General features: G+C 74.8%; 20 protein-coding genes. 19 read left to right on the top strand and 1 reads right to left on the bottom strand.

Annotated elements, in window-relative coordinates; all coding sequences use genetic code 11:
• Positions 1-129 precede the first annotated feature (129 nt).
• From uraD (I4I82_RS00565) to pucL, 4 genes are read left to right on the top strand one after another with little or no spacing between them, the layout of a single operon-like run.
• Positions 130-2,004, top strand: a complete 1,875-nt coding sequence (uraD, locus tag I4I82_RS00565) for a 2-oxo-4-hydroxy-4-carboxy-5-ureidoimidazoline decarboxylase (RefSeq protein WP_218591669.1) — start codon at positions 130-132, stop codon at positions 2,002-2,004.
• The gene (uraD, locus tag I4I82_RS00560; protein ID WP_218591668.1) at positions 2,001-2,477 is read left to right on the top strand and encodes a 2-oxo-4-hydroxy-4-carboxy-5-ureidoimidazoline decarboxylase; all 477 of its coding nucleotides are present in this window, start codon (positions 2,001-2,003) and stop codon (positions 2,475-2,477) included. The genes uraD (I4I82_RS00565) and uraD (I4I82_RS00560) overlap by 4 nt, the downstream gene beginning before the upstream one ends.
• Entirely contained in the window at positions 2,474-2,791 is a 318-nt protein-coding gene (gene uraH / locus I4I82_RS00555; protein WP_218591667.1) for a hydroxyisourate hydrolase, read from the top strand. Before uraD (I4I82_RS00560) ends, uraH begins: the two co-directional genes overlap by 4 nt.
• A gap of 4 nt (positions 2,792-2,795) precedes the next feature.
• The gene (pucL, locus tag I4I82_RS00550; protein WP_218591666.1) at positions 2,796-3,641 is read left to right on the top strand and encodes a factor-independent urate hydroxylase; all 846 of its coding nucleotides are present in this window, start codon (positions 2,796-2,798) and stop codon (positions 3,639-3,641) included.
• Positions 3,642-3,711: 70 nt separating this feature from the next.
• On the opposite strand, the gene I4I82_RS00545 is transcribed toward pucL, so the two are convergent.
• Positions 3,712-5,241: a PucR family transcriptional regulator gene (locus tag I4I82_RS00545; RefSeq protein ID WP_218591665.1), complete on the bottom strand. Its 1,530-nt coding sequence runs from the start codon at positions 5,239-5,241 to the stop codon at positions 3,712-3,714.
• Between the two features lie 93 nt (positions 5,242-5,334).
• Between I4I82_RS00545 and I4I82_RS00540 the strand changes: the two genes are divergently transcribed.
• The 15 genes from I4I82_RS00540 to I4I82_RS00470 all read left to right on the top strand — a co-directional run bounded on the left by I4I82_RS00540 (position 5,335) and on the right by I4I82_RS00470 (position 22,110).
• On the top strand, positions 5,335-6,219 hold the full coding sequence (locus I4I82_RS00540; protein ID WP_218591664.1) for an FAD binding domain-containing protein: 885 nt from the start codon (positions 5,335-5,337) through the stop codon (positions 6,217-6,219).
• Complete coding sequence (locus I4I82_RS00535) at positions 6,216-6,680, top strand: (2Fe-2S)-binding protein (protein ID WP_218591663.1); 465 nt, start codon at positions 6,216-6,218, stop codon at positions 6,678-6,680. The genes I4I82_RS00540 and I4I82_RS00535 overlap by 4 nt, the downstream gene beginning before the upstream one ends.
• Positions 6,677-8,056, top strand: coding sequence for an 8-oxoguanine deaminase (locus tag I4I82_RS00530; RefSeq protein ID WP_226369806.1), 1,380 nt, complete (start codon positions 6,677-6,679; stop codon positions 8,054-8,056). The genes I4I82_RS00535 and I4I82_RS00530 overlap by 4 nt, the downstream gene beginning before the upstream one ends.
• A gap of 11 nt (positions 8,057-8,067) precedes the next feature.
• A complete protein-coding gene (locus I4I82_RS00525) occupies positions 8,068-10,395 on the top strand; it encodes a xanthine dehydrogenase family protein molybdopterin-binding subunit (protein WP_218591662.1) in 2,328 nt (775 codons plus the stop codon).
• 10 nt (positions 10,396-10,405) lie between these two features.
• Entirely contained in the window at positions 10,406-10,774 is a 369-nt protein-coding gene (locus I4I82_RS00520; RefSeq protein WP_225920775.1) for an allophanate hydrolase-related protein, read from the top strand.
• A gap of 34 nt (positions 10,775-10,808) precedes the next feature.
• Positions 10,809-12,116 (top strand): allantoinase AllB, encoded by a 1,308-nt coding sequence (gene allB / locus I4I82_RS00515; RefSeq protein WP_218591660.1) that lies wholly within the window; start codon positions 10,809-10,811, stop codon positions 12,114-12,116.
• On the top strand, positions 12,116-13,120 hold the full coding sequence (alc, locus tag I4I82_RS00510) for an allantoicase (RefSeq protein WP_218594987.1): 1,005 nt from the start codon (positions 12,116-12,118) through the stop codon (positions 13,118-13,120). The genes allB and alc overlap by 1 nt, the downstream gene beginning before the upstream one ends.
• Before the next feature lie 124 nt (positions 13,121-13,244).
• Positions 13,245-14,045, top strand: a complete 801-nt coding sequence (locus tag I4I82_RS00505; RefSeq protein WP_218590400.1) for a hydroxypyruvate isomerase family protein — start codon at positions 13,245-13,247, stop codon at positions 14,043-14,045.
• Entirely contained in the window at positions 14,042-14,917 is an 876-nt protein-coding gene (locus I4I82_RS00500; protein WP_218590397.1) for a 2-hydroxy-3-oxopropionate reductase, read from the top strand. Before I4I82_RS00505 ends, I4I82_RS00500 begins: the two co-directional genes overlap by 4 nt.
• Positions 14,914-16,686, top strand: a complete 1,773-nt coding sequence (gcl, locus tag I4I82_RS00495) for a glyoxylate carboligase (protein ID WP_218590396.1) — start codon at positions 14,914-14,916, stop codon at positions 16,684-16,686. The genes I4I82_RS00500 and gcl overlap by 4 nt, the downstream gene beginning before the upstream one ends.
• Entirely contained in the window at positions 16,683-17,804 is a 1,122-nt protein-coding gene (locus I4I82_RS00490) for a glycerate kinase (protein ID WP_218590395.1), read from the top strand. Before gcl ends, I4I82_RS00490 begins: the two co-directional genes overlap by 4 nt.
• Positions 17,805-17,889: 85 nt before the next feature.
• Complete coding sequence (locus I4I82_RS00485; protein ID WP_218590394.1) at positions 17,890-19,020, top strand: LLM class flavin-dependent oxidoreductase; 1,131 nt, start codon at positions 17,890-17,892, stop codon at positions 19,018-19,020.
• Entirely contained in the window at positions 19,017-19,196 is a 180-nt protein-coding gene (locus I4I82_RS00480) for a cytochrome P450 (protein ID WP_218590393.1), read from the top strand. The genes I4I82_RS00485 and I4I82_RS00480 overlap by 4 nt, the downstream gene beginning before the upstream one ends.
• A gap of 231 nt (positions 19,197-19,427) precedes the next feature.
• A complete protein-coding gene (hisD, locus tag I4I82_RS00475) occupies positions 19,428-20,756 on the top strand; it encodes a histidinol dehydrogenase (RefSeq protein ID WP_218590392.1) in 1,329 nt (442 codons plus the stop codon).
• A 40-nt stretch (positions 20,757-20,796) separates the two neighbouring features.
• Positions 20,797-22,110: an ABC transporter substrate-binding protein gene (locus I4I82_RS00470; protein ID WP_218590391.1), complete on the top strand. Its 1,314-nt coding sequence runs from the start codon at positions 20,797-20,799 to the stop codon at positions 22,108-22,110.
• Positions 22,111-22,139 lie beyond the last annotated feature (29 nt).

Raw genomic sequence — 22,139 nt, 5'->3', positions numbered from 1 at the left:
ACCACCACCCCCTCCTGCTCCAGTCCCCTCCTGCTCCAGTCCCCTCTGCTCCAGCCCCCTGCGAGGTGTCCCGTGCGCGGAACGAAACGCCCACCCCGGCCCGGTCGCCGGCCCCATCCGGTCGACGAGGTGCTCCCGGCGGGACAGCTCGCCGTCTACGGCTTCCAGCACGTGCTCGCGTTCTACGCCGGGGCGGTGATCGTCCCCATCCTGCTGGCCGGGGCGATCGGGCTCTCCGAGCGCGAGCTGATCCACCTGATCAACGCCGACCTGTTCACCTGCGGCATCGCCTCGATCATCCAGTCCGTCGGGTTCTGGAAGGTCGGGGTGCGGCTGCCACTGCTGCAGGGCGTCACGTTCACCGCGGTGTCGCCGATGATCGCGATCGGGCTCGCGGCGGGCGGCGGCACCGACGGCCTGCTGGTCATCTACGGCGCCGTCATCGTCGCCGGGCTCGCGACCTTCTTCATCGCCCCGTTCTTCTCGCGCCTGATCCGCTTCTTCCCGCCCGTCGTCACCGGGTCGGTCATCCTCATCATCGGCCTCGCGCTGCTGCCGGTGGCCGCGCTCGACGCGGTGGGCGGCGGCACCGACCCGCAGCCGGGCGACCCGCGCAACCTCGCCTACGCGCTCGGCACGCTGCTCGTCATCGTCGCGATCCAGCGGATCTTCCGCGGGTTCATGGCGACGGTCGCGGTGCTCGTCGGGCTGGTGCTCGGCACGCTCGTGGCCTGGGGCCTGGGCGACGCGACGTTCAGCGCGGTCGGCGAGTCGTCCTGGATCGGCGTCACGACGCCGTTCTACTTCGGCTGGCCGCAGTTCAGCGCGGCCGCGATCGTCTCGATGATCGTCGTCATGCTGATCACGGCCGTCGAGACCACCGGGGACGTGTTCGCGACCGGTGAGATCGTCGACAAGCGCGTCGGCAAGGAGGACGTGGCCCGCGCCCTGCGCGCCGACGGCCTCGCCACGACGATCGGCGGCGTCCTCAACTCCTTCCCCTACACGTGCTTCGCCGAGAACGTCGGCCTCGTCCGGCTGACGCGGGTCAAGAGCCGCTACGTCGTGGCGGCCGCAGGCGTGATCATGATCCTGATCGGGCTGATCCCGAAGGCCGGCGCGATCGTGGCCGGCATCCCGCACCCGGTGCTGGGCGGCGCGGCGCTGGCCATGTTCGCGACGGTCGCGGTCGTCGGCATCCAGACGCTCTCGCGCGTCGACTTCCACGACCACCGCAACGTCGTCATCGTCGGCTCCAGCGTGGGGCTCGCGATGTTCGTGACCGCGCAGCCCGACGTCGCCACCGCCGTCCCGCAGTGGGCGCAGATCGTCTTCGGCTCCGGCATCACGCTGGGCAGCATCACCGCGATCGCGCTCAACGTCGTGTTCCACCACGTCGGCCGCAACCGCGGACCGGCCGTCGCCGGCACGCCCGGCGCCGTGGTGCGCCTGGCCGAGGTGAACAGGATGAGCCGCGCGGAGTTCGTGGCGACCTTCGGCCGGCTGTTCCAGGGCTCGGGCGAGGTCGTGGGCCGGGCGTACGACCGCAGGCCGTTCGCCGACACGTCCGCGCTGCGCAGCGCGTTCCAGGAGGCGCTGTTCTCCGCGCCCCGCGAGGAGCAGCAGGCCCTGATGGCGCACTACCCCGACCTCGGGGGCGACCGCGTCGCCGACGGGGACGAGGGGGAGGACTCCACGCGCGACCAGTCGGCCGCGGGCCTCACCCGGCTCACCGAGACCGACCGCGAGGAGTTCGCCGCGCTGGCCGCCGCCTACCGCGAGCGCTTCGGCATCCCGCTGATCGTGTGCGTCCGCGACGCCGCCACGCGGGAGCAGATCCTGCGCGCGGGCTGGCAGCGCCTCGACAACTCCCCGGCGCAGGAGCACGCCGCCGCGCTGATCGAGATCGCGAAGGTCGCGGGACACCGGTTCGCCGACCTCGTCGCCGACGCGAACCCGATCGCCAGCGCGCGCGCCCGGGCGTTCGGGCGGGAGGCGCGGTGAACACGGCCTCCTTCGACACCTCCACGACCGCGGAGCGCGACCTCCTCGCGCTCTGCGCGTCGCCCCGGTGGGCGCGCGAGGTCGCGGCCGGGCGGCCCTACGGCACGCTCGACGCCCTGCTCGCCGCCGCCGACCGCGCCCTGACCGACGCCGACCTCGACGCCGCCATGGCCGGGCACCCGCGCATCGGCGACCGCACCGCGGGCGGGCGGTCGCGGCGCGAGCAGGGCGCGGTGACCGCCGCGGGCGCCGACGTCCTCGACGCCCTGGCCGCGGGCAACCGCGCCTACGAGGAGCGGTTCGGCCACGTCTACCTGGTGTGCGCCACCGGCCGCAGCGCCGAGGACCTGCTCGCGACGCTGCACGCCCGCCTGCGCCACGACGCAGCGACCGAGCGGGCCGTCGCGCTGGCCGAGCTGGCGGCGATCAACCGGATCCGGATCGCGCAGCTCGTCGAGTCGGAGGCGGCGTGAGCCTCTCCACGCACGTCCTCGACGCGGCGCTGGGCCGCCCGGCCGCCGGCGTCGCCGTCCGGCTGACGCGGGGGAGCGCGCTGCTGGCCCACGACGTCACCGACGCCGACGGCCGCGTCGGACGCCTCGCCACCGACCTCACCACCGGAGCGCACACGCTCACCTTCGACACCGGCGGCTACTTCGCCGCCACCGGCCAGACGGGGTTCTACCCCGAGGTCGCCGTCACCTTCACCGTCACCGACCCGGGGGAGCACCACCACGTACCGCTGCTGCTGTCCCCCTTCGCCCACTCGACCTACCGCGGGAGCTGAACTGATGGGAATCGTCCTGGGGACCAACCAGTACGGGAAGGCGGAGAACCGGCTCGTCCGGATCCACCGCGAGACCGACCGTCACGAGATCCGCGACGTCACCGTCTCCACGGCGCTGCGCGGCGACTTCACCGCCGCGCACCGCCACGGCGACCAGTCCGACGTCCTGCCCACCGACACGCAGAAGAACACCTGCTACGCCTTCGCCAAGTCGCACGGGCTGGGCGAGATCGAGGACTACGCGCTCGCGCTGGCCCGCCACTTCGTCGACGACGTCGCGCCGGTGCGGGGCGCGCGCATCGCCGTCGACGAGTTCGCCTGGGAGCGCGTGCCGGTGGGCGGGACGGGCCACGACCACGCCTTCGTGCGCACCGGGTCGGAGGTGCGGACGACCGTGGTGACCGTCGACGACGACGGCGCGCAGGTGGTGTCCGGGCTGCGCGACCTCGTGCTGCTCAAGTCGACGGGCTCGGAGTTCGCGGGCTTCCTGGTCGACGAGTACACGACGCTGGCGCCGACGCACGACCGGATCATGTCGACGTCGTTGGTCACGACCTGGACCTACACGGGCACCGACGTGAGCTGGGACAAGACCTGGGCGAACGTGCGGCGGATCCTGCTGGAGCGGTTCGCCTGCGTGCACTCCCTCGCCCTGCAGCAGACGCTGTGGGAGATGGGGAGGGCGGTGCTGGAGGAGCACCCGGAGATCGCGGAGATCAGCCTGTCGGCGCCCAACCGGCACCACTTCGTCGTCGACCTGGCGCCGTTCGGGCTGGAGAACCGCAACGAGGTGTTCTATGCGGCGGACCGGCCGTACGGGCTGATCGAGGCGACGGTGGGGCGGGACTGAGGTTCAGGAAAGCCACGTTCAGGCCCTCACCGGGCAGGAACGTGGCTTTCCTGGACTGAGGGAGCGTGCCTCAGCGGCACCGCAGCGCCAGGAACACGTCCACCCGGTCCCCGAACACCCCGAGGTCGCGTCCCGTCAGCTCCTCCACCCGCCCGATCCGGTAGCGCACCGTGTTGACGTGCAGGTGCAGCCGCTCCGCCGCGCGGCTCCACGAGCCCGAGCAGTCCAGGAACGCCTCCAGGGTCTCCCGCAGCCCCGCGTCGTTGCGGGCGTCGTAGGCCAGCACCGGGTCCAGGACGCGCGCGGCGAACGCCCGGCGCACCTCGTCGGGCACGGTGGCCAGCAGGGCGACGTGCGTCGTGACGTCGGCGCCGGTGACGACGTGCAGCACGCCCGGCCGGTGCTCGGCGAGGTCACGGGCGTGCCGCGCCTCCTGCAGCGCGCCCGCCAGCGCCTCGAGCGTCGAGGGCCGGCTCACCCCGACCGTGAGCCGCTCCGGCCCGAGCCCCGGCTCCAGGCGCGCGAGCGCGGTGCGCAGGGCGTCGGGGTCGCCGGGCAGCAGCGCGACGGCCAGCCCGTCGTGCACGCCCACGGCCGGCGTCGCGTGCCCGATCCCGTGCGACGCGGCGTCGACCAGCACCGCCCGCGCGATCTCGAGGCGGTCCGGCCGGTCGACGAACCCGGCGACGGCGACGGTCAGCGGCGCGGCCGGGTCCAGCCCGGCCTGGCGCAGCCGCGTGGCGGTCTCCGGGCGGTTGCCGGCCCCGCCCGCGACCAGCGCGATCGCGTCCTCGGCGATGTCGCGGGCCACGCGCAGGCCCTCGCCGCGCCGGGCCCGGTCGAGCGCGGCGATGGCGACGAGCTCGTCGACGGCGTCGGCGGCCTCGGCGTCCCACCCCGGGAACGCCCCCTCGACGGCCACGAACCACGACGTCGCCCGCTGCTCCGACGCCGGCCCCACCGGGAACACCGAGTGCGCGCCGCCGGGTACCACCGCGGGCAGCCGCGCGGCGGTGAGGAACGCGGCGGCGATGCGGTCGAGCTCGGCGTCGGGCAGCGGGTGCGGCCCGGCGACGATGCCGCGCCCGGTGGCGCTGAGCACCCGGCACACCAGGCCGGTGGCCGCGCCGACCTGCGCCACCAGCTCGTCGAGCCCCATCCCGCCCGCCACGGCCGACAGCAGCCGGCGCTGGCGCCCGACCGTGTGCGCGAGGCGCTCGCCCCGCGCCGCCGACAGCGCACCGACGACCAGCTCGGTGACGGCCGAGAACGAGGTCTCCTCGGGCACCTCGATCAGCGGGACGTCGTGGCGGCGGCAGGCGTCGAGGACGTCGGCGGGGATGTCGCCGAACACCGCGGCGCCCGCGGCGAGCGCAGCCGTGCCCGAGGCGGCCAGCGCGGCGACGAACCGCTCGCTGTCGGCCGGGTCGCGCCGCCACACCAGCCCGCTGATCACCAGCTCGCCACCGGAGAGGTAGCGCCCGGGGTCGATGAGGTCGGTGGTGTAGACCCAGCGCACGGGACGCTCCAGCGAGGCCACGTCGCCGTGCAGCAGGCGCAGGCCCAGGGCGGGGTGCGCGACGAGTTCCCGCAGCAGCATTGGAGGAACGTACAACTCCGGGCGCCTGTGCGGTCGCTGTTTCGTCACGGCGGCGACTTCTCGCCGAGACCGCACGGCGCTGTACTGCTACCCATGGACTTCCTGGCGCCCACCACCTGGGCCGAGGCCCTCGCGGCCAAGGCGGAGCACCCCGACGCGCTGCCCGTCGCGGGCGGCACCGACGTCATGGTCGAGATCAACTTCGACCACCGCAGACCGCCGGCCCTCCTCGACCTCACCCGCGTCCCCGAGCTGCGGGAGTGGGCGCCCGACGGCGGCCGCGTCCGGCTGGGCGCGGGCGTCACCTACTCCCGGGTCATCGCCGAGCTCGGTGCGACGCTGCCGGGCCTGGCCATGGCAGCGCGGACGGTCGGGTCGCCGCAGATCCGCAACCGCGGCACGGTCGGGGGCAACCTCGGCGCGGCCTCGCCCGCCGGCGACAGCCACCCGGCGCTGCTGGCCGCCGACGCCGACGTCGAGGTGGCGTCGGTGCGCGGTACGCGGACGATCCCGGTCGCCGAGTTCTTCACCGGCGTCAAGCGCAACGCCCTCGCGCCCGACGAGCTCATCGCCGCCGTCCACATCACGCCGCCCGCGGGGCCGCAGCAGTTCTGCAAGATCGGCACCCGCAACGCGATGGTGATCGCCGTGTCGGCGTTCGGCATCGCGCTGCACCCCGACCGCCGCGCCGTCGGCACCGGCATCGGCAGCGCCGCCCCCACCCCGCGCCGCGCCACCGCGGCCGCCGAGTTCCTGGCGGGCGAGCTGGAGGCCGGCGGGCTGTGGGAGTCGCGCGGCGAGCTGCCCGAGGGCCTCGCCGTCGAGTTCGGCCGCCGGGTGCGCGACGCCGCCGCCCCGATCGACGACGTGCGCGGCACCGCCGCGTACCGCCTGCACACCCTGTCCGTGATGGCGCGCCGCGCGGCCACGTGGGCCTGGACCGACTACCGCAACGGCAATGGCAGGAGCGCCGCATGAGGATCTCGCTGACCGTCAACGGGAACCGGCACGACGTCGACGACGTGTGGGAGGGCGAGAGCCTGCTCTACGCGCTGCGCGAGCGGATGGGCCTGCCCGGCTCGAAGAACGCCTGCGAGCAGGGCGAGTGCGGCTCCTGCACCGTCTACCTCGACGGCACCCCGGTCTGCTCGTGCCTGGTCGCGGCCGGCCAGGCGCAGGGCCGCGAGGTCACCACGGTCGAGGGCCTCGCCGACGAGGAGCTGCACCCGGTGCAGCAGGCCTTCGTGGAGTGCGGCGCGGTGCAGTGCGGCTTCTGCACGCCCGGCCTGATCGTCTCCACCCACGACCTGCTGGAGCGCAACCCCGCGCCGAGCGACCCGGAGATCCGCGAGGCGCTGGCCGGCAACCTGTGCCGCTGCACCGGCTACGAGAAGATCCTGGACGCGGTGCGCCTGGCCGCGGAGAGGACCGACCGGTGACCACCGACGCAGTGATCATCGAAGGCGCCCACGTCGTGACGGTCACCGGCGAGGAGTTCCCCGACGGGCACGTGGTGGTCGAGGGCAACCGGATCACCGCCGTCGGTCCCGGCCCGGCCCCCCTCGTGAGCGGCGATCGTGGCCAGGGCGAGGGTTCGCACGCACGGGTGGACGGCCGCGGCTGCCTGCTCACCCCGGGCTTCGTCAACACCCACAACCACCTCTACCAGTGGGTCACCCGCGGCCTGGCCGTCGACTCCACGCTCTTCGAGTGGCTCACCACCCTCTACCCGGTGTGGGCGGGCATCGACGAGGACTCCGTCCACGTCGGCGCGAGCGGCGCGCTGGCCCAGCTCGCGCTCACCGGCTGCACCACCAGCAGCGACCACCACTACGTCTTCCCCCGCGAGGGCGGCGACGTCCTGGGCGCCGAGATCCGCGCCGCGCGGGAGGTCGGGCTGCGCTTCCACACGACCCGCGGCTCGATGGACCTCGGGCAGCGCGACGGCGGGCTGCCGCCCGACCACGTCGTCGAGTCGACGGAGACGATCCTCGCCGCGTCGGCCGACGCCGTCGCCCGCTGGCACGACCCGTCGCCGGCCTCGATGCTGCGCGTCGCGCTCGCCCCGTGCTCGCCGTTCTCGGTGACCGGCGACCTCATGCGGGAGTCGGCGGTGCTGGCCCGCGAGCTCGGCGTCGCGATGCACACCCACCTCGCCGAGACCCTCGACGAGGAGGACTTCTGCCGCGAGCGCTTCGGCTGCTCGCCCCTGGAGTACGTCGAGGGCCTGGGCTGGACCGGCGACGACGTCTGGTTCGCCCACGCGATCCACCTCGACGACGCCGCCGTGAAGCGCATCGGCGACACCGCCACGGGCGTGGCGCACTGCCCCTCGTCCAACGCGCGGCTCGGGGCCGGCATCGCCCGCACCCGCGACCTGCGCGACGCCGGCGCCCGCGTCGGGCTCGGCGTCGACGGCGCCGCCAGCAACGAGGCCGGCAGCCTGCTCGAGGAGCTGCGGCACGCCGTGCTGTTCGCCCGGGCGGTCGGCGGCCCGACCGCGCTGACCGTCCGCGACGCCCTCGAGCTCGGCACGATGGGCGGCGCCGCGGTGCTCGGGCGCGCCGACGACATCGGCTCGATCGAGGTCGGCAAGCTCGCCGACCTCGCCCTCTGGCGCATCGACGGGCTCGGCCACGCCGACGTCGCCGACCCCGTCGCGGCACTGGTCCTCGGCTCGCCGCCGCCCCTGGAGCTCCTGCTCGTGGACGGCCGCCCGGTCGTCGAGCGCGGCCGCGTCCGGACCGTCGACACCGACGCGCTCGCCCGCGAGTGCCTGCGCGTCCACCGCACCCTGTTGGAGAAGGCCCAGTGAGGACCAGCGCCGTGACGACCACCCAGTCGACGACCCAGACGACCACCGCGGGCACCGGCCGCATCGGCGACAGCCCACTGCGCCCCGACGCGACCCTCAAGGTCACCGGCGAGTTCGCCTACGCCTCCGACCTCTGGCACGACGACATGGTGTGGGGCGTGACGCTGCGCAGCCCGCACCCGCACGCCCGCATCCTGGGCATCGACGTGAGCGCGGCGCTCGCCGTGCCCGGCGTGTCCGCCGTGCTCACCGCCGACGACGTGCCCGGCCACAACGCCGTCGGGCTGGAGCACCTCGACACCCCCGCCCTGGCGACGGGCGTGGTCCGGTACGAGGGCGAGCCCGTGGCGCTGGTTGCGGCCGACCACCCGGAGACCGCGCGGCGCGCCGCGAAGCGGATCGTCGTCGACTACGAGGTGCTGCCCGCGGTCACCGATCCGCGGCGCGCGCTCGACGACGACGCGCCGGTCGTCCACGAGGGGCACGAGGGCGGCAACCTCGTCCGGAAGATGCAGATCCGCCGCGGCGACCCGGCCCCGACCGCGCCCGTCGTGGTCGCGCTGGACTTCGAGGTCGGCATGCAGGACCAGGCGTTCCTCGGTCCGGAGTCCGGGCTCGCGGTGCCCGCGGCCGACGGCGGCGTCGACCTGTTCGTGGCCACGCAGTGGCTGCACGTCGACCAGGGCCAGATCTGCCGCGTGCTCGGGCTGCCGCCGGAGAAGGTGCGGCTGACCCTGGCCGGCGTCGGCGGGGCGTTCGGCGGGCGCGAGGACCTCTCGATCCACGTCCACGCCTGCCTGCTCGCGCTGCGCACCGGCAAGCCGGTGAAGATGAGCTACGCGCGCGACGAGTCGTTCTACGGCCACGTCCACCGCCACCCCGCCTGGCTGCGCTACGAGTTCGGCGCCGAGACCGACGGCACGCTGGTCTACGCCGGCGCCGACATCCTGTTCGACGGCGGCGCGTACGCGTCCTCGACGGGCGCGGTCGTCGGCAACGGCGGCACGCTGGGCCTGGGCCCGTACCGGATCCCGAGCGTGCGGGTCGACGCCCGCGGGGTCTACACGAACAACCCGCCGTGTGGGGCGATGCGCGGCTTCGGCTGCGTGCAGGCCGCGTTCGCGCACGAGGCGCTGATGGACGAGCTCGCCGACCGCGTGGGCGTCGACCGCGTCGAGATCCGCGCGCTGAACGGGATGCGCGAGGGCGACCACAACATCACCGGGCAGCTGATCGACTCCGCGGCGCCGGTGGCCGAGCTCATCCGGATCGTGCGGGACATGCCGCTGCCGGCGCCGCGCGAGGACGACGCCGACATCCGCGAGCTGCCCGGCGGTGTCTCCAACACCACGCACGGCGAGGGCGTCGTCCGCGGCGTCGGGTACGCCGTCACGTACAAGAACGTCGGGTTCTCCGAGGGCTTCGACGACTACTCGACCGCGCGCGTGCGCCTGGAGATGACCGGCGGGGAGCCGGTGGTCACCGTGCACACCGCGGCGGCCGAGGTCGGGCAGGGCCTGATCACCGTCGAGCAGCAGATCTGCCGCACGGAGCTGGGTGTCGAGCGGGTCGTCGTGCACCCGAAGGACACGACCGTCGGATCCGGCGGCTCGACGTCGGCGTCGCGGCAGACCTACGTCACCGGCGGGGCGGTCAAGGCGGCCTGCGAGGCCGTGCGCGCGTCGGTGCTGGCCCGCGTCGGCGTCCCGGACTGCCGCCTGGAGGGCGACAAGATCGTCTCCGCGCACGGCGAGGTGGTCGTGTCGCTGGCCGAGGTGCTCGGCGACGGTGTCGACGGTCCTGGGCACGTCGAGGAGACCGTCGAGTGGCGCCACCGGCCCACCCACGCGATCGACCCGGAGACCGGCCAGGGCGACGCTCACGTGCAGTACGCGTTCTCCGCGCACCGCGCCGTCGTCGACGTCGACGTGGAGCTGGGGCTGGTGAAGGTCGTCGCGCTGGACACCGCGCAGGACGTGGGCCGGGCGATCAACCCCGACGCCGTCATCGGCCAGATCCAGGGCGGCAGCGCCCAGGGCATGGGCCTGGCGCTGATGGAGGAGATCGTCGTGACCGACGGGAAGGTGCGCAACCCGTCCTTCACCGACTACCTGATCCCGACGATCCTGGACATGCCGCCGATGCAGGTCGCGGTGCTCGAGTACGCCGACCCGCACGCGCCCTACGGCGTCCGCGGCGTCGGCGAGCCCCCGACGATCAGCTCGGGCCCGGCCGTCGCGGCCGCGATCCGCGCGGCGACGGGCAAGGCGCTGCACCGGGTGCCGGTCCGCCCGGAGCACATCGTCGCCGGACCGGACGACGCCGAGGGAGGTGCCTGACGTGCCGCGCATGTTCCTCAACGGCACCGCCATGGCCGGCGGGGCGGACCACCACCTCGTCGGCGGGGCGCCGCTGGTCACGGCCACCACGACCGCGCCGCGCTACCGCTTCCACGCGGTCGGCGGGCGCTACCCGGCCCTGGAGGACGTGGGGTCCGGTGGTGCGGCGGTCGAGGGCGAGGTCTACGAGCTGTCCTACGCGCAGCTGCGCGAGGTGCTGCTGCCCGGCGAGCCCGACGGCCTGGAGCTCGGCGTGATCGAGCTGGCCGACGGGTCGGGGTCGCTGGCGATGGTGCTGCGGCGCGAGTGCGCCGGGCTCCCGGAGCTGACCGACATCTCGGCGCTGGCCAGCTGGCGGGCGTACCGGGAGGCGCCGTGAGAACCGCCGACGTGCTTCCTCCCGCGGAGGCGACATGATCACCGTCTTCCGCGCCGACCGCGTCGCCGTCGACGGGGCGGAGCGGCCCGCGGCCGTCGTCGTCGAGGGCGAGCGGATCGTCGCCGTCCTGCCGAAGGAGACCGACGTGGGCGGCGCCCGCGACGTGCTGCTGGGCGTCGACGAGGTGCTGCTGCCCGGGCTGGTCGACACGCACGTGCACGTCAACGAGCCCGGCCGCACCGAGTGGGAGGGCTTCGCCACCGCGACCCGCGCGGCCGCGGCGGGCGGCGTCACCACGATCGTCGACATGCCGCTGAACTCGCTGCCGCCGACCGTCGACGTGGCCGCGCTGGAGGTCAAGCGCAAGGCCGCCGACGGGCAGTGCAGCGTCGACGTCGGGTTCTGGGGCGGCGCGGTGCCGGGCAACGCCGGTGAGCTGCGCGCGCTGCACGAGGCCGGCGTGTTCGGCGTCAAGTGCTTCCTCATCGACAGCGGCGTCCCGGAGTTCCCGCCGCTGCTCGACCCGGAGCCCGCGCTGCGGGAGGTCGCGTCCTTCGACGGGCTGCTCATCGCGCACGCCGAGGACGGGGACCTGGTGACGGCGGCGCACGGGCGGCGCTACGCCGACTTCGTGGCCTCCCGCCCGGCCGCGGCGGAGGACTCCGCGATCGCGGGGCTGCTGCGCGCGGCCGCGGCGACCGGGGCGCGCGTGCACGTGGTGCACCTGTCCTCGGCGAGCGCGCTGCCCGAGCTCGCGGCGGCGCGGGCCGCCGGGGTGCGGGTGAGCGTCGAGACCTGCCCGCACTACCTCGCGCTCACCGCCGAGGAGGTGCCCGACGGCGACACGCGCTTCAAGTGCTGCCCGCCGGTGCGCGGCGAGGACAACCGCGACGCGCTGTGGGCCGGCCTGGCCGACGGCACGATCGACATGGTCGTGAGCGACCACTCGCCGTGCACGCCCGACCTCAAGAGCCTGGAGACGGGCGACTTCGGGCAGGCGTGGGGCGGCATCGCGTCGCTGCAGCTGGGCCTGCCGGTGGTGTGGACCGAGGCACGCCGCCGCGGCCACTCCCTGGCCGAGGTGGTGCGCTGGATGGCCGAGCGCCCCGCCGCGCTGGTGGGGCTGGGCCGCAAGGGCCGGATCGCCGCAGGCTGCGACGCCGACCTGGCCGTCCTCGCCCCGGACGCGACGTTCACGGTGGGGGAGCTGCACCACCGCAGCCCGCTGACGCCGTACGCCGGCCGCGAGCTGCACGGGGTCGTGCGCGCCACCTGGCTGCGCGGCCACCCGGTCGACGGGGACGATCCCCGTGGCCGGCTGCTGACCCGAGGAGAGCACTGATGATCGACATCGACTTCCGGGCGCTGCCCGACCTGGCGGTGCGGAACCTCGGCGGCGCCGTCGTGCACGCCAACGACGAGGCGTTCGCCGTCCGCGAGAACCTGATCACGCCGGGCCCGGCCGTGTTCGACCCGAGCACGTTCGGGCCCAAGGGCAAGGTGTACGACGGCTGGGAGACCCGCCGCCGCCGCGAGCCCGGGCACGACGAGGCCGTCGTGCGCCTGGGCGCGCCCGGGATCGTGCGGGGCGTCGTCGTCGACACCTCGTGGTTCACCGGCAACTACCCGCCGGAGGCGTCGGTCGAGGGGATCGCGCTGGACGGCCACCCGTCGGTCGGCGACCTGCTCGCCGCCGACGGCTGGCACACCCTCGTCGCGCGCACCGCGATCAAGGGCGACACCGAGAACGACTTCGCCGTCCGCAGCACCCGCCGGGTCACCCACGTCCGGCTGCGGATCCACCCCGACGGCGGCGTCGCCCGGCTGCGCGTGCACGGCGAGGCGCTGCCCGACCCGGCGCTGCTCGACGCGCTCGGCACCGTCGACCTCGCGGCGCTGGAGCACGGCGGCGTCGTCACCGGCTGCTCCAACCTCTTCTACAGCTCGCCGAACAACCTGCTGCTTCCCGGTCCCGCCCGCTCGATGGGCGAGGGCTGGGAGACCGCGCGGCGCCGCGACGACGGCAACGACTTCGTGGAGGTGGCCCTGCCCGCGGAGGGCACGGTCGCCGTGGCGGAGCTGGACACGAGCTGGTTCCTGCACAACGCCCCGGGCCGGGCGAGCCTGCGGGGCCGGGCGGGCGAGGGGGAGTGGGTCGACCTCCTGCCCCGTACGCCCCTGCTGCCCGACACCCGCCACCGCTTCGTGCTCGCGGACGCGCCGCCCGTCGACCGGGTACGGCTGGACGTCTTCCCCGACGGCGGCATGGCCCGCCTGCGGCTGCACGGCACGCCGACCGACGCGGGCCGCGCGGAGCTCGAGCGCCGCTGGACCGCCGCGCGCTAGCCCGCACCCGCGGCCGGGTGCCGCCGCCCCACCCACCCCCCGCATTGCAGGAAAGCCACTTTCCCGCCGCCAGATGGCAGGAACGTGGCTTTCCTGCAAGTCCCGCACGCCCCTGGAGGGCCCCATGGCGATCCACTACGCCGTCAACTGCTCCATCCTGTTCACCGAGCTGCCCCTGCTGCAGCGCCCCGCCGCCGCCGCGGCCGCCGGGTTCGACGCCGTCGAGTTCTGGTGGCCGTTCCCGACCACCGCGCCCACCGACGCCGAGGTCGACGCGTTCGCCTCCGCCGTCGAGGACGCCGGGGTGCGGCTCACCGGGCTGAACGTCGCCGCCGGCGACATGCCCGGCGGCGACCGCGGCCTGGTGTCCTGGCCCGGCCGGGAGGCCGCGTTCCGCGACTCCGTGGCCGTGGCCGTCGGGCTGGGCGAGCGCCTGGGCACCCGCGTGTTCAACGCCCTGTACGGCAACCGCATCGCGGGCGCCGCCGGGCAGGACGACCTCGCCGACGCCAACCTCGCCCACGCCGCCAGCGCCGCGGCGCGGATCGGCGCCACCGTCGTGCTGGAGCCGCTGTCGGGCGCCGAGCGCTACCCGCTGCGCACCGCGGCCGACGCGCTGGCCGTGGCCGACCGGGTGGGGGAGCCGAACCTCGCCCTGCTCGCCGACCTCTACCACCTCGCCGTCAACGGCGAGGATCTCGACGCCCTGCCCGCGCTCGCGGCCCGGATCGGCCACGTCCAGATCGCCGACGCCCCCGGCCGCCACGAGCCGGGCACCGGCTCGCTCGACCTCCGTCGCCACCTCGACGCCCTCACCGACGCCGGCTACACCGGCCGCGTCGGGCTGGAGTACGCGCCCACCACGACCAGCGCCGCCGCGTTCGACTGGCTGGCGCCCGCACGCACCAGGGAGCTCTCGTCATGACCACCATCGCGTTCATCGGCCTCGGCATCATGGGGGGCCCGATGGCGGCCCACCTCGTCGCCGCGGGCCACGACGTCGTCGGCCACAACCTCTCACGGCCCGCCGTCGACCGGCTCGTCGCCGCGGGCGGCCGGGCCGCCACCGGCACCGCCGACGCCGTGCGCGACGCCGAGGTCGTGATCACGATGGTCCCCGACAGCCCGGACGTCGAGGCGCTGGTCCCGGACGTGTACCCGAACGTGAAGCCCGGCACCCTGCACATCGACTGCTCCACCATCCGCCCCGACGTCGCCCGCCGGGTCGCCGCCGCCGGAGCCGAGCACGGCGTCCACGTCGTCGACGCCCCGGTCAGCGGCGGCGAGGCCGGCGCCGTCGAGGCGACGCTCTCGATCATGGTCGGCGGGGACGCGGCCGACGTCGAGGCGGCCCGCCCCTACCTCGACGTCGTCGGCGGCACCGTCGTGCACGTCGGCCCGGCCGGGGCGGGGCAGACGGTCAAGGCCGCGAACCAGCTGATCGTCGCCGGCAACATCCAGCTCGTCGCCGAGGCGCTGGTGTTCCTGGAGGCGCACGGCGTCGACACCGGCGCCGCCGTCGAGGTGCTCGCCGGCGGTCTCGCCGGCAGCACCGTGCTCGACCGCAAGGCCGCCGGGATGCGCGCGCGCACCTTCGCGCCCGGCTTCCGGATCGACCTGCACCACAAGGACCTCGGCATCGTCACCGCCGCCGCCCGCGAGGCCGGCGTCGCCATCCCGCTCGGGGCGCACGTCGCCCAGCTGGTCGCGTCCCTGCGCGCCCAGGGCCACGGCGGCCTCGACCACAGCGCGCTGCTGCTGCAGGTCGAGTCCCTGTCCGGAAGGAACTCCTCATGACCCGCATGCGCGCCATCGACGCCGCCGTCGCCATCCTGCGCGAGGAGGGCGTGACGCACGTCTTCGGCCTGCCCGGCGCCGCGATCAACCCGTTCTACGACGCGATGCGGGAGGACGGGCGGTTGACGCACGTCCTCGCCCGCCACGTCGAGGGCGCCTCGCACATGGCCGAGGGCTACACCCGCGCGCGGGCCGGCAACATCGGCGTCTGCCTCGGCACCTCCGGCCCCGCGGGCACCGACATGATCACCGGGCTGTACTCGGCGTCGGCCGACTCCATCCCGATCCTGGCGATCACCGGGCAGGCGCCGGTCGCACGGCTGCACAAGGAGGACTTCCAGGCCGTCGACATCGCCGCGATCGCCGCGCCGGTCACCAAGCTGGCGATGACGGTGCGCGAGCCCGGCCAGGTCCCGGGCGCGTTCGCCCAGGCGTTCCACCTGATGCGCTCGGGCCGCCCCGGCCCGGTCCTGCTGGACCTGCCGATCGACGTCCAGCTCGCCGAGATCGACTTCGACGTCGACACCTACGAGCCGCTGCCCGTGCACCGTCCCGCGGCGACCCGCGCCCAGGCGGAGAAGGTGCTCGACCTGCTCGCGGCGGCCGAGCGCCCGCTGATCGTCGCGGGCGGCGGCATCGTCAACGCCGACGCGTGCGCCGAGCTCGTCGAGCTCGCCGAGCTGCTCGACGTCCCCGTCGTCCCGACGCTGATGGGCTGGGGCGCGATCGGTGACGACCACCCGCTGATGGCGGGCATGGCCGGGCTGCAGACCTCGCACCGCTACGGCAACGCGACGCTGCTGGCCTCGGACCTCGTGCTCGGCATCGGCAACCGCTGGGCCAACCGGCACACCGGCGGCCTCGACGTCTACCGCGCCGGGCGCACGTTCGTCCACGTCGACATCGAGCCGACGCAGATCGGGCGCGTGTTCGCCCCCGACTACGGCGTCGTCTCCGACGCGGGCGCGTTCCTGCGGCAGCTGCTCGCGGCCGCCCGGGACCGCGTCCTCCCCGCCCGCGACGCGTGGGTGCGCGAGTGCGCCGGGCGCAAGGGCTCGATGCAGCGCCGGACGCACTTCGACGACATCCCGGTCAAGCCGCAGCGGGTGTACGAGGAGATGAACCGCGCGTTCGGCCCCGACACCCGCTACGTCTCGACGATCGGGCTCTCGCAGATCGCCGGCGCGCAGTTCCTGCACGTCCAGCGGCCGCGGCACTGGGTCAACGCCGGGCAGGCCGGGCCGCTGGGCTGGACCGCGCCCGCCGCGCTCGGGGTGTGCGTCGCCGAGCCCGACGGGCTGGTCGTGGCGCTGTCGGGCGACTACGACTTCCAGTTCATGATCGAGGAGCTGGCGGTCGGCGCGCAGTTCAACCTGCCCTACCTGCACGTCGTCGTGAACAACTCCTACCTCGGGCTGATCCGGCAGGCGCAGCGCGGGTTCGGGATGGACTACTGCGTGCAGCTCGGGTTCGACAACGTCAACTCCCCGGAGCTGGGCAAGTACGGCGTCGACCACATCAAGGTCGCGGAGGGGCTGGGCTGCAAGGCCTTGCGGGTGACCGACCCGCGCGACCTCGCCGCCGCGTTCGCCCGCGCCCGCGAGCTGATGGCGGTCCACCGCGTGCCGGTGGTCGTCGAGGTCGTGCTGGAGCAGGTCACCAACATCAGCATGGGCACCGAGATCGACGCGGTCACCGAGTTCGAGGAGCTGGCGACGACGGCGGCGCACGCCCCGACCGCGACCACGCCGCTGGGTGGAGGGGCGTGAGCGGGCACGTCCTCGTCGCGCCGGACAAGTTCAAGGGCTCGGCGACGGCGGCGCAGGTGGCGGCCCACCTCGCCGCCGGCGTCCGGGCCGCCGGGCGGCACGCCGTCGAGCTGCCCGTGGCCGACGGAGGAGAGGGCACGCGGGACGCGGCGGTCGCGGCCGGGTTCCGCCCGGTCGGGGTCACGGTCTCCGGGCCCACCGGACGCCCGGTGCGGGCCGGGATCGCGGTCCGGCACGGCACCGCGGTCGTCGAGCTGGCGGCGGCGTCGGGCCTCGCCCAGCTGCCCGCGGGGCCGGACCCGCTGCGGGCGAGCAGCCGCGGCACGGGGGAGCTCGTCGTCGCGGCGCTGGACGCCGGGGCCGCGACGGTCGTGCTCGGCGTCGGGGGCAGCGCGTGCACCGACGGCGGGGCGGGGATGCTCGCCGCGCTCGGTGCCCGCCTGCTCGACGCCGACGGTGCACCCCTGCCCGACGGCGGTGCGGCGCTCGCGCGGCTGGCCCGCGTCGACCTCTCCGGGCTCGACCGGCGCCTGGCCGGCACGCGGATCGTGCTGGCGTGCGACGTCGACAACACGCTGCTCGGCCCGGCCGGGGCAGCCGCCGTCTACGGGCCGCAGAAGGGCGCGGGGCCCGGGGAGGTCGCCGAGCTGGAGGCGGCCCTGGCGCGGTGGGCGCAGGTCCTCGGGGCGTCGGCCGCGCACGAATCCGGAGCGGGCGCCGCCGGCGGCGTCGGCTTCGCCGCCCTGGCCGTCCTCGGGGCGGAGCGGCGCTCGGGCATCGAGGTCGTCCTGGAGCTCGTCGGGTTCGGCCCGCTGCTCGCCGGTGCGGCGCTCGTCATCACCGGGGAGGGCGCGCTCGACGAGCAGACCCTGCACGGCAAGGCCCCGGCCGGCGTGGCGCGGGCCGCCCGCGTGGCCGGGGTGCCGGTGGTCGCGGTCTGCGGCCGGTCCTCCCTCGCCCCGGACCGGGCGCGGGCCGCGGGCCTGGGGACGGTGCACGTGCTCAGCGACGTCGAGCCCGACCTCGCGCGCTGCCTGGCCGACCCCGGCCCGCCGCTGCGGGCCCTGGCGCAGCGCATCGCGGAGGCGCCTGACCCGCAAGCCATAGGAAGGATCTGATCGGTTCATCGCGGTACTCGTACTGGCCCTATGGGCAGCCGCTCCCTAGCGTCTGTGCCACCACCACGGACGAGGAGGCCCGGCGATGAACCCCCTGGCAGGCGGCAACACGCTGAAGCTCGGACTGTTCTGCACCAACGGATCGGGCGCGTCGCAGACCCTGGTTCCCGAGGCGCACGCGATGTCGTGGGACATGTCGCTGCGGACCGCGCAGGCGGCCGACCGCGCCGGCTTCGAGGCCGTGGTGCCCTTCGCCCGGTGGAAGGGCTACGCGGAGAACCGCCCGGAGCACCCGTCGGGGCGGGTGATGGACCCGTTCACCTGGGCGGCCGGGATCGCCGCCGCGACGACGGACATCGGGGTGTTCGCCACCTCGCACGCGCCGACGCTGCACCCGATCGTCGCGGCGAAGCAGGCCGCCACGGTGGACCACATCTCCGGCGGCCGGTTCGCGCTGAACGTGGTGGGGGGCTGGAACAGGCCGGAGCTGGAGATGTTCGGCGCCCCGCTGCGCGAGCACGACGAGCGCTACGACCACCTCGACGAGTGGCTGCAGGTGATCCGCAGGCTCTGGACCGAGACCGACGAGTTCGACTTCCATGGCCGGTTCTTCGACGTCGTCGGCGGGATGTCGCAGCCCAAGCCCGTGCAGCGCCGCATCCCGATCATGAACGCCGGCGGGTCGCCGCGGGGCATGCGGTTCGCCGCCGAGCACGCCGACCTCTGCTTCCTCATCGTGCACTCCGAGGAGGAGTCGGCGATCCGGGCGCAGGTGGAGGGCTACAAGCGGATGGCGCGCGAGGAGTTCGGGCGCGAGATCGCCGTCTGGACCCACACGGTCGTGGTGCAGCGGGACACCCACGCCGAGGCCGACGCCTACCTGCACCGCTTCTCCGTGGAGCACGAGGACACCGAGAGCGTCGACGCCTGGATGCGGCTGCAGGGCGCGAACGCGCAGCTGATGCCGCCCGACGTCGCGCGGGCGATGCGGCAGCGGTTCGCGGCGGGCGCGGGCGGGTTCCCGCTCGTGGGCACCGCCGACACCATCGCCGAGCGGCTGGAGGTGCTGAGCGCGGCGGGGGTCGACGGGGCGCTGCTGACGTGGGTCGACTACGACGCCGGCATCGCCGACTTCACCCGCGACGTGCTGCCCCGGCTGGAGCAGGCCGGATTGCGCGCGCCCGTCGCGGCCCCCGCGACCCTGGTGACGGCGTGAGCACCGACGACATCGAGGGCGAGACGGTGCTGCTGGCGATCGCGGCGGCCCACCGCGACCCGGAGCGGTTCCCGGACCCCGGCCGGTTCGACCCGGACCGCGACCTGCGCGGGCACCTCGCGTTCGGCTGGGGGTCCGCCTGTGCCCCGGGGCGACGCTGGCCCGGGGCGAGCTGACGGCCCTCCTGGAGGTGCTGCGCGAGCACCCGCCGCTGCGCGCGGACGGCCCGGCGACGTGGAGCGGCCTGCGCGGGGGGAGCCACCTCCGCCCGACGTCGCTGCCGGTGCGGCTCACCGGGCCCGGGGAGTGACCGCGGCCGGTCGCGGCGATGTGGAGGCCACGCAGATCGTCGCGCCGGCCTGGCCCGGACTCTTGTCAGGGCGCCGCCCGGCTTCTAATGTATGCGTATGCATCTCACTCCTGCCGAGAAGAACGGCTTCGGCGACGCCCTGACCGTCGTGAAGGAGCCCACCGGAGCGGACGGGTCCACGGGGCGCGACGAGGCGGTCAGCACGACGGTGTCGTCGATGCTGTCGCGGATCGAGCGCGAGGGCATGGACGCGGTCCTGCACTACGCCCGCGAGCTCGACGGGTTCACCGGGAGCTCGCTGGAGGTGCCCGCCGCCGAGCTCGCCCGCGCCGGCGACGGCCTGCCCGCCGACCTGCGCGAGGCGCTCGACACCGGCGCCGACCGCTCGCGCCGCTTCGCGGTGATGCAGCGCGACCGCCTGGTCGACTTCGAGGAGGAGGTCGTGCCCGGCGTCGTCTGCGGGCAGCGGTTCGTCCCGGTCGACGCCGTCGGCGCCTACCTGCCCGCCGGCCGCTTCCCGCTGCTGGCCGGGGCGTTCATGACGGTCGGCGTGGCGAAGGCCGCCGGCGTGCCGCACGTCGTGGCGGCCACCCCGCCCTCGTTCGAGGGCCGCGCGCACCCGGCGGTCCTGTACTCCGCGCACATCTCCGGCGCCGACGCCGCCTACGCCGTCGGCGGCGTGCAGGCGCTGGCCGCGATGGCGTTCGGCCTGCTCGACGGGCGGCCCGCCGACATGGTCGTCGGCGCGGGCAACGCCTACGTGGCCGAGGCCAAGCGGCAGCTGTTCGGCCGCGTCGGCATCGACGTGCTCGCCGGCCCGTCGGAGGTCGCGGTCATCGCCGACGACACCGCGGACGCCGCGATCGTCGCCGCCGACCTGCTTGCGCAGGCCGAGCACGGCCCCACCTCGCCCGCGAGCCTGGTCACCACGTCCGAGCGGCTCGCCCACGAGGTCGTGCGCCAGGTCGAGAAGCAGCTGGCCGGCCTCGCCACCGCGGAGATCGCGGGCGCGGCCTGGCGCGACCACGGCTCGATCTACGTCGTGCCCGACCGCGTCGCCGCGGCCGAGGTGATGAACCTGCTGGCCCCCGAGCACCTCGAGGTGCTCGCCGAGGACCTCGACTGGTGGCTGGGCGCGCTGCGCAACTACGGCTCGCTGTTCCTGGGCACCTGGTCGACGGTCGCCTACGCCGACAAGGGCATGTCCGGCACCAACCACGTCCTGCCCACCGTCCGCGGCGCCCGGTTCACCGGGGGCCTGTCGGTCGCGGGCTTCCTCAAGCAGCTCACGCACCAGCGCGCGACGCGGGAGTCGACGGTCTCGCAGGCCGGCCCGACGGTCGTCGTCTCCGACGCGGAGGGCCTCGTCGGCCACCGCGACAGCGCGCAGCTCCGCCTCGACGCGGTCGCCCCCCGCTCCCACTGATGCATACGTATATGTCCCACCACACCCCGCAGGAGCCGTGATGCCCAGATCCCGTTGGCAGGTCCTCGCCGTCGCGATGACCGCCGCCGTAGCGCTGTCCGCCTGCGGGGCGGGGTCGCGTACTGCGGCCTCGACCGCGACCGAGGTGGCCTGCGACGTCCCCGCGCCGCCCCAGCCGGTCACGGTCAACGTGCTGGCCTACAACTCCTCGGCCATCGACCCCTTCACCAACACGATGGTCGCGAGCTGCACCACCGACCAGATCACGGTCAACCACGAGCCGATCGACTTCGCGGGCCAGGTGCAGAAGACCACCGCCACGCTCGCGGGTGAGACCGGCACCTACGACATCGTCGAGACCTACGGGTTCGTCCTCCCGACGCTGGCCTCGGAGGACAAGCTCGCGCCGCTCGACGACTTCGTCGCCCAGTTCGGGCAGGAGTACGGGCTCGACGGCCTCGACCCGGCGATGCGGGAGGCGATGTCCTACGACGGCAAGCTCTACGGGCTCCCGATGCAGGCGCAGATGTACGTCATGGCCTACCGCAAGGACGTCTTCGACGGCCTCGGGCTGCAGCCGCCGACGACGTTCGCCGAGATGCGCGACGCCGCCACCGCGATCCAGCAGGCCGGGGAGATCCCGTACCCGATCGCGCTGCCGCTGCTCGCGAGCGCCGACATCTCCACCGCCTACGACGCCGCGCTCGGCTCGCTGGGCGTCGACTACGTGAACGCGGAGACGCGCACGCCGAACTTCGACCAGCCCGAGGCGGCCACCGCGTTCGAGGAGCTCCGCTCGCTCGTCCCGTTCATGGACCCGCAGGTCACCACGTTCGACCAGCCGCGGGTGCAGCAGCAGATGTACAACGGGTCGGCCGCCATGGCGATCATGTTCTCCGGCCGGATGAACGACCTGTCGCAGCCGACGAACAGCCGGTTCGCCGAGCAGTTCGCGTTCGCGCCGCCGCCCTCGGTGGGCGGCGGGGACGTGCTCTACAACTCGCTGTCGGTCGACGGCTGGTCGATCCCGGCCAACGCCGCCGCCGACCCGGCGCTGCTGTTCGAGATGATCGCCTCCGCGGTGGGCGAGGACGCGTCCCGCGCCTCGGTGCCCGCGGCGTTCCCGGCCCGCGAGGGCATCGTCACCGCCGACAGCAGCCCGTACGCGGCCGCCGCGCTGGAGTCGATCGGCCAGGCCCCGCCGGCCGAGCCGTTCCCGTGGACCTCGCGGATCGCCAACGACACGCGGACCGTCGTCGCCGACGTCGTCCTCGGCAACACGCCCGTGCCCGACGGTCTGGCGCAGATGCAGCAGATCGCCACCGAGATCCTGGCCGAGTACCCCGCCCAGTAGTGACACCGCGCGGCCGCCCGGGGGACCCG

Source organism: Pseudonocardia oceani (assembly GCF_019263585.2).
In the GTDB taxonomy this organism is placed as follows: domain Bacteria; phylum Actinomycetota; class Actinomycetes; order Mycobacteriales; family Pseudonocardiaceae; genus Pseudonocardia; species Pseudonocardia oceani.
Note: the sequence above shows the minus strand (reverse complement) of the source record. Positions and strands in the feature narration are given on the sequence as shown.

Bases quoted from the DNA above. Each gene is read 5' to 3' on its own strand.
- pucL (WP_218591666.1), top strand. From the start codon at position 2,796: ATGGGAATCGTCCTGGGGACCAACCAGTACGGGAAGGCGGAGAACCGG.
- I4I82_RS00545 (WP_218591665.1), bottom strand. From the start codon at position 5,241: ATGCTGCTGCGGGAACTCGTCGCGCACCCCGCCCTGGGCCTGCGCCTG.
- I4I82_RS00540 (WP_218591664.1), top strand. From the start codon at position 5,335: ATGGACTTCCTGGCGCCCACCACCTGGGCCGAGGCCCTCGCGGCCAAG.
- I4I82_RS00535 (WP_218591663.1), top strand. From the start codon at position 6,216: ATGAGGATCTCGCTGACCGTCAACGGGAACCGGCACGACGTCGACGAC.
- I4I82_RS00520 (WP_225920775.1), top strand. From the start codon at position 10,406: ATGTTCCTCAACGGCACCGCCATGGCCGGCGGGGCGGACCACCACCTC.
- allB (WP_218591660.1), top strand. From the start codon at position 10,809: ATGATCACCGTCTTCCGCGCCGACCGCGTCGCCGTCGACGGGGCGGAG.
- alc (WP_218594987.1), top strand. From the start codon at position 12,116: ATGATCGACATCGACTTCCGGGCGCTGCCCGACCTGGCGGTGCGGAAC.
- I4I82_RS00505 (WP_218590400.1), top strand. From the start codon at position 13,245: ATGGCGATCCACTACGCCGTCAACTGCTCCATCCTGTTCACCGAGCTG.
- I4I82_RS00500 (WP_218590397.1), top strand. From the start codon at position 14,042: ATGACCACCATCGCGTTCATCGGCCTCGGCATCATGGGGGGCCCGATG.
- gcl (WP_218590396.1), top strand. From the start codon at position 14,914: ATGACCCGCATGCGCGCCATCGACGCCGCCGTCGCCATCCTGCGCGAG.
- I4I82_RS00485 (WP_218590394.1), top strand. From the start codon at position 17,890: ATGAACCCCCTGGCAGGCGGCAACACGCTGAAGCTCGGACTGTTCTGC.
- hisD (WP_218590392.1), top strand. From the start codon at position 19,428: ATGCATCTCACTCCTGCCGAGAAGAACGGCTTCGGCGACGCCCTGACC.
- I4I82_RS00470 (WP_218590391.1), top strand. From the start codon at position 20,797: ATGCCCAGATCCCGTTGGCAGGTCCTCGCCGTCGCGATGACCGCCGCC.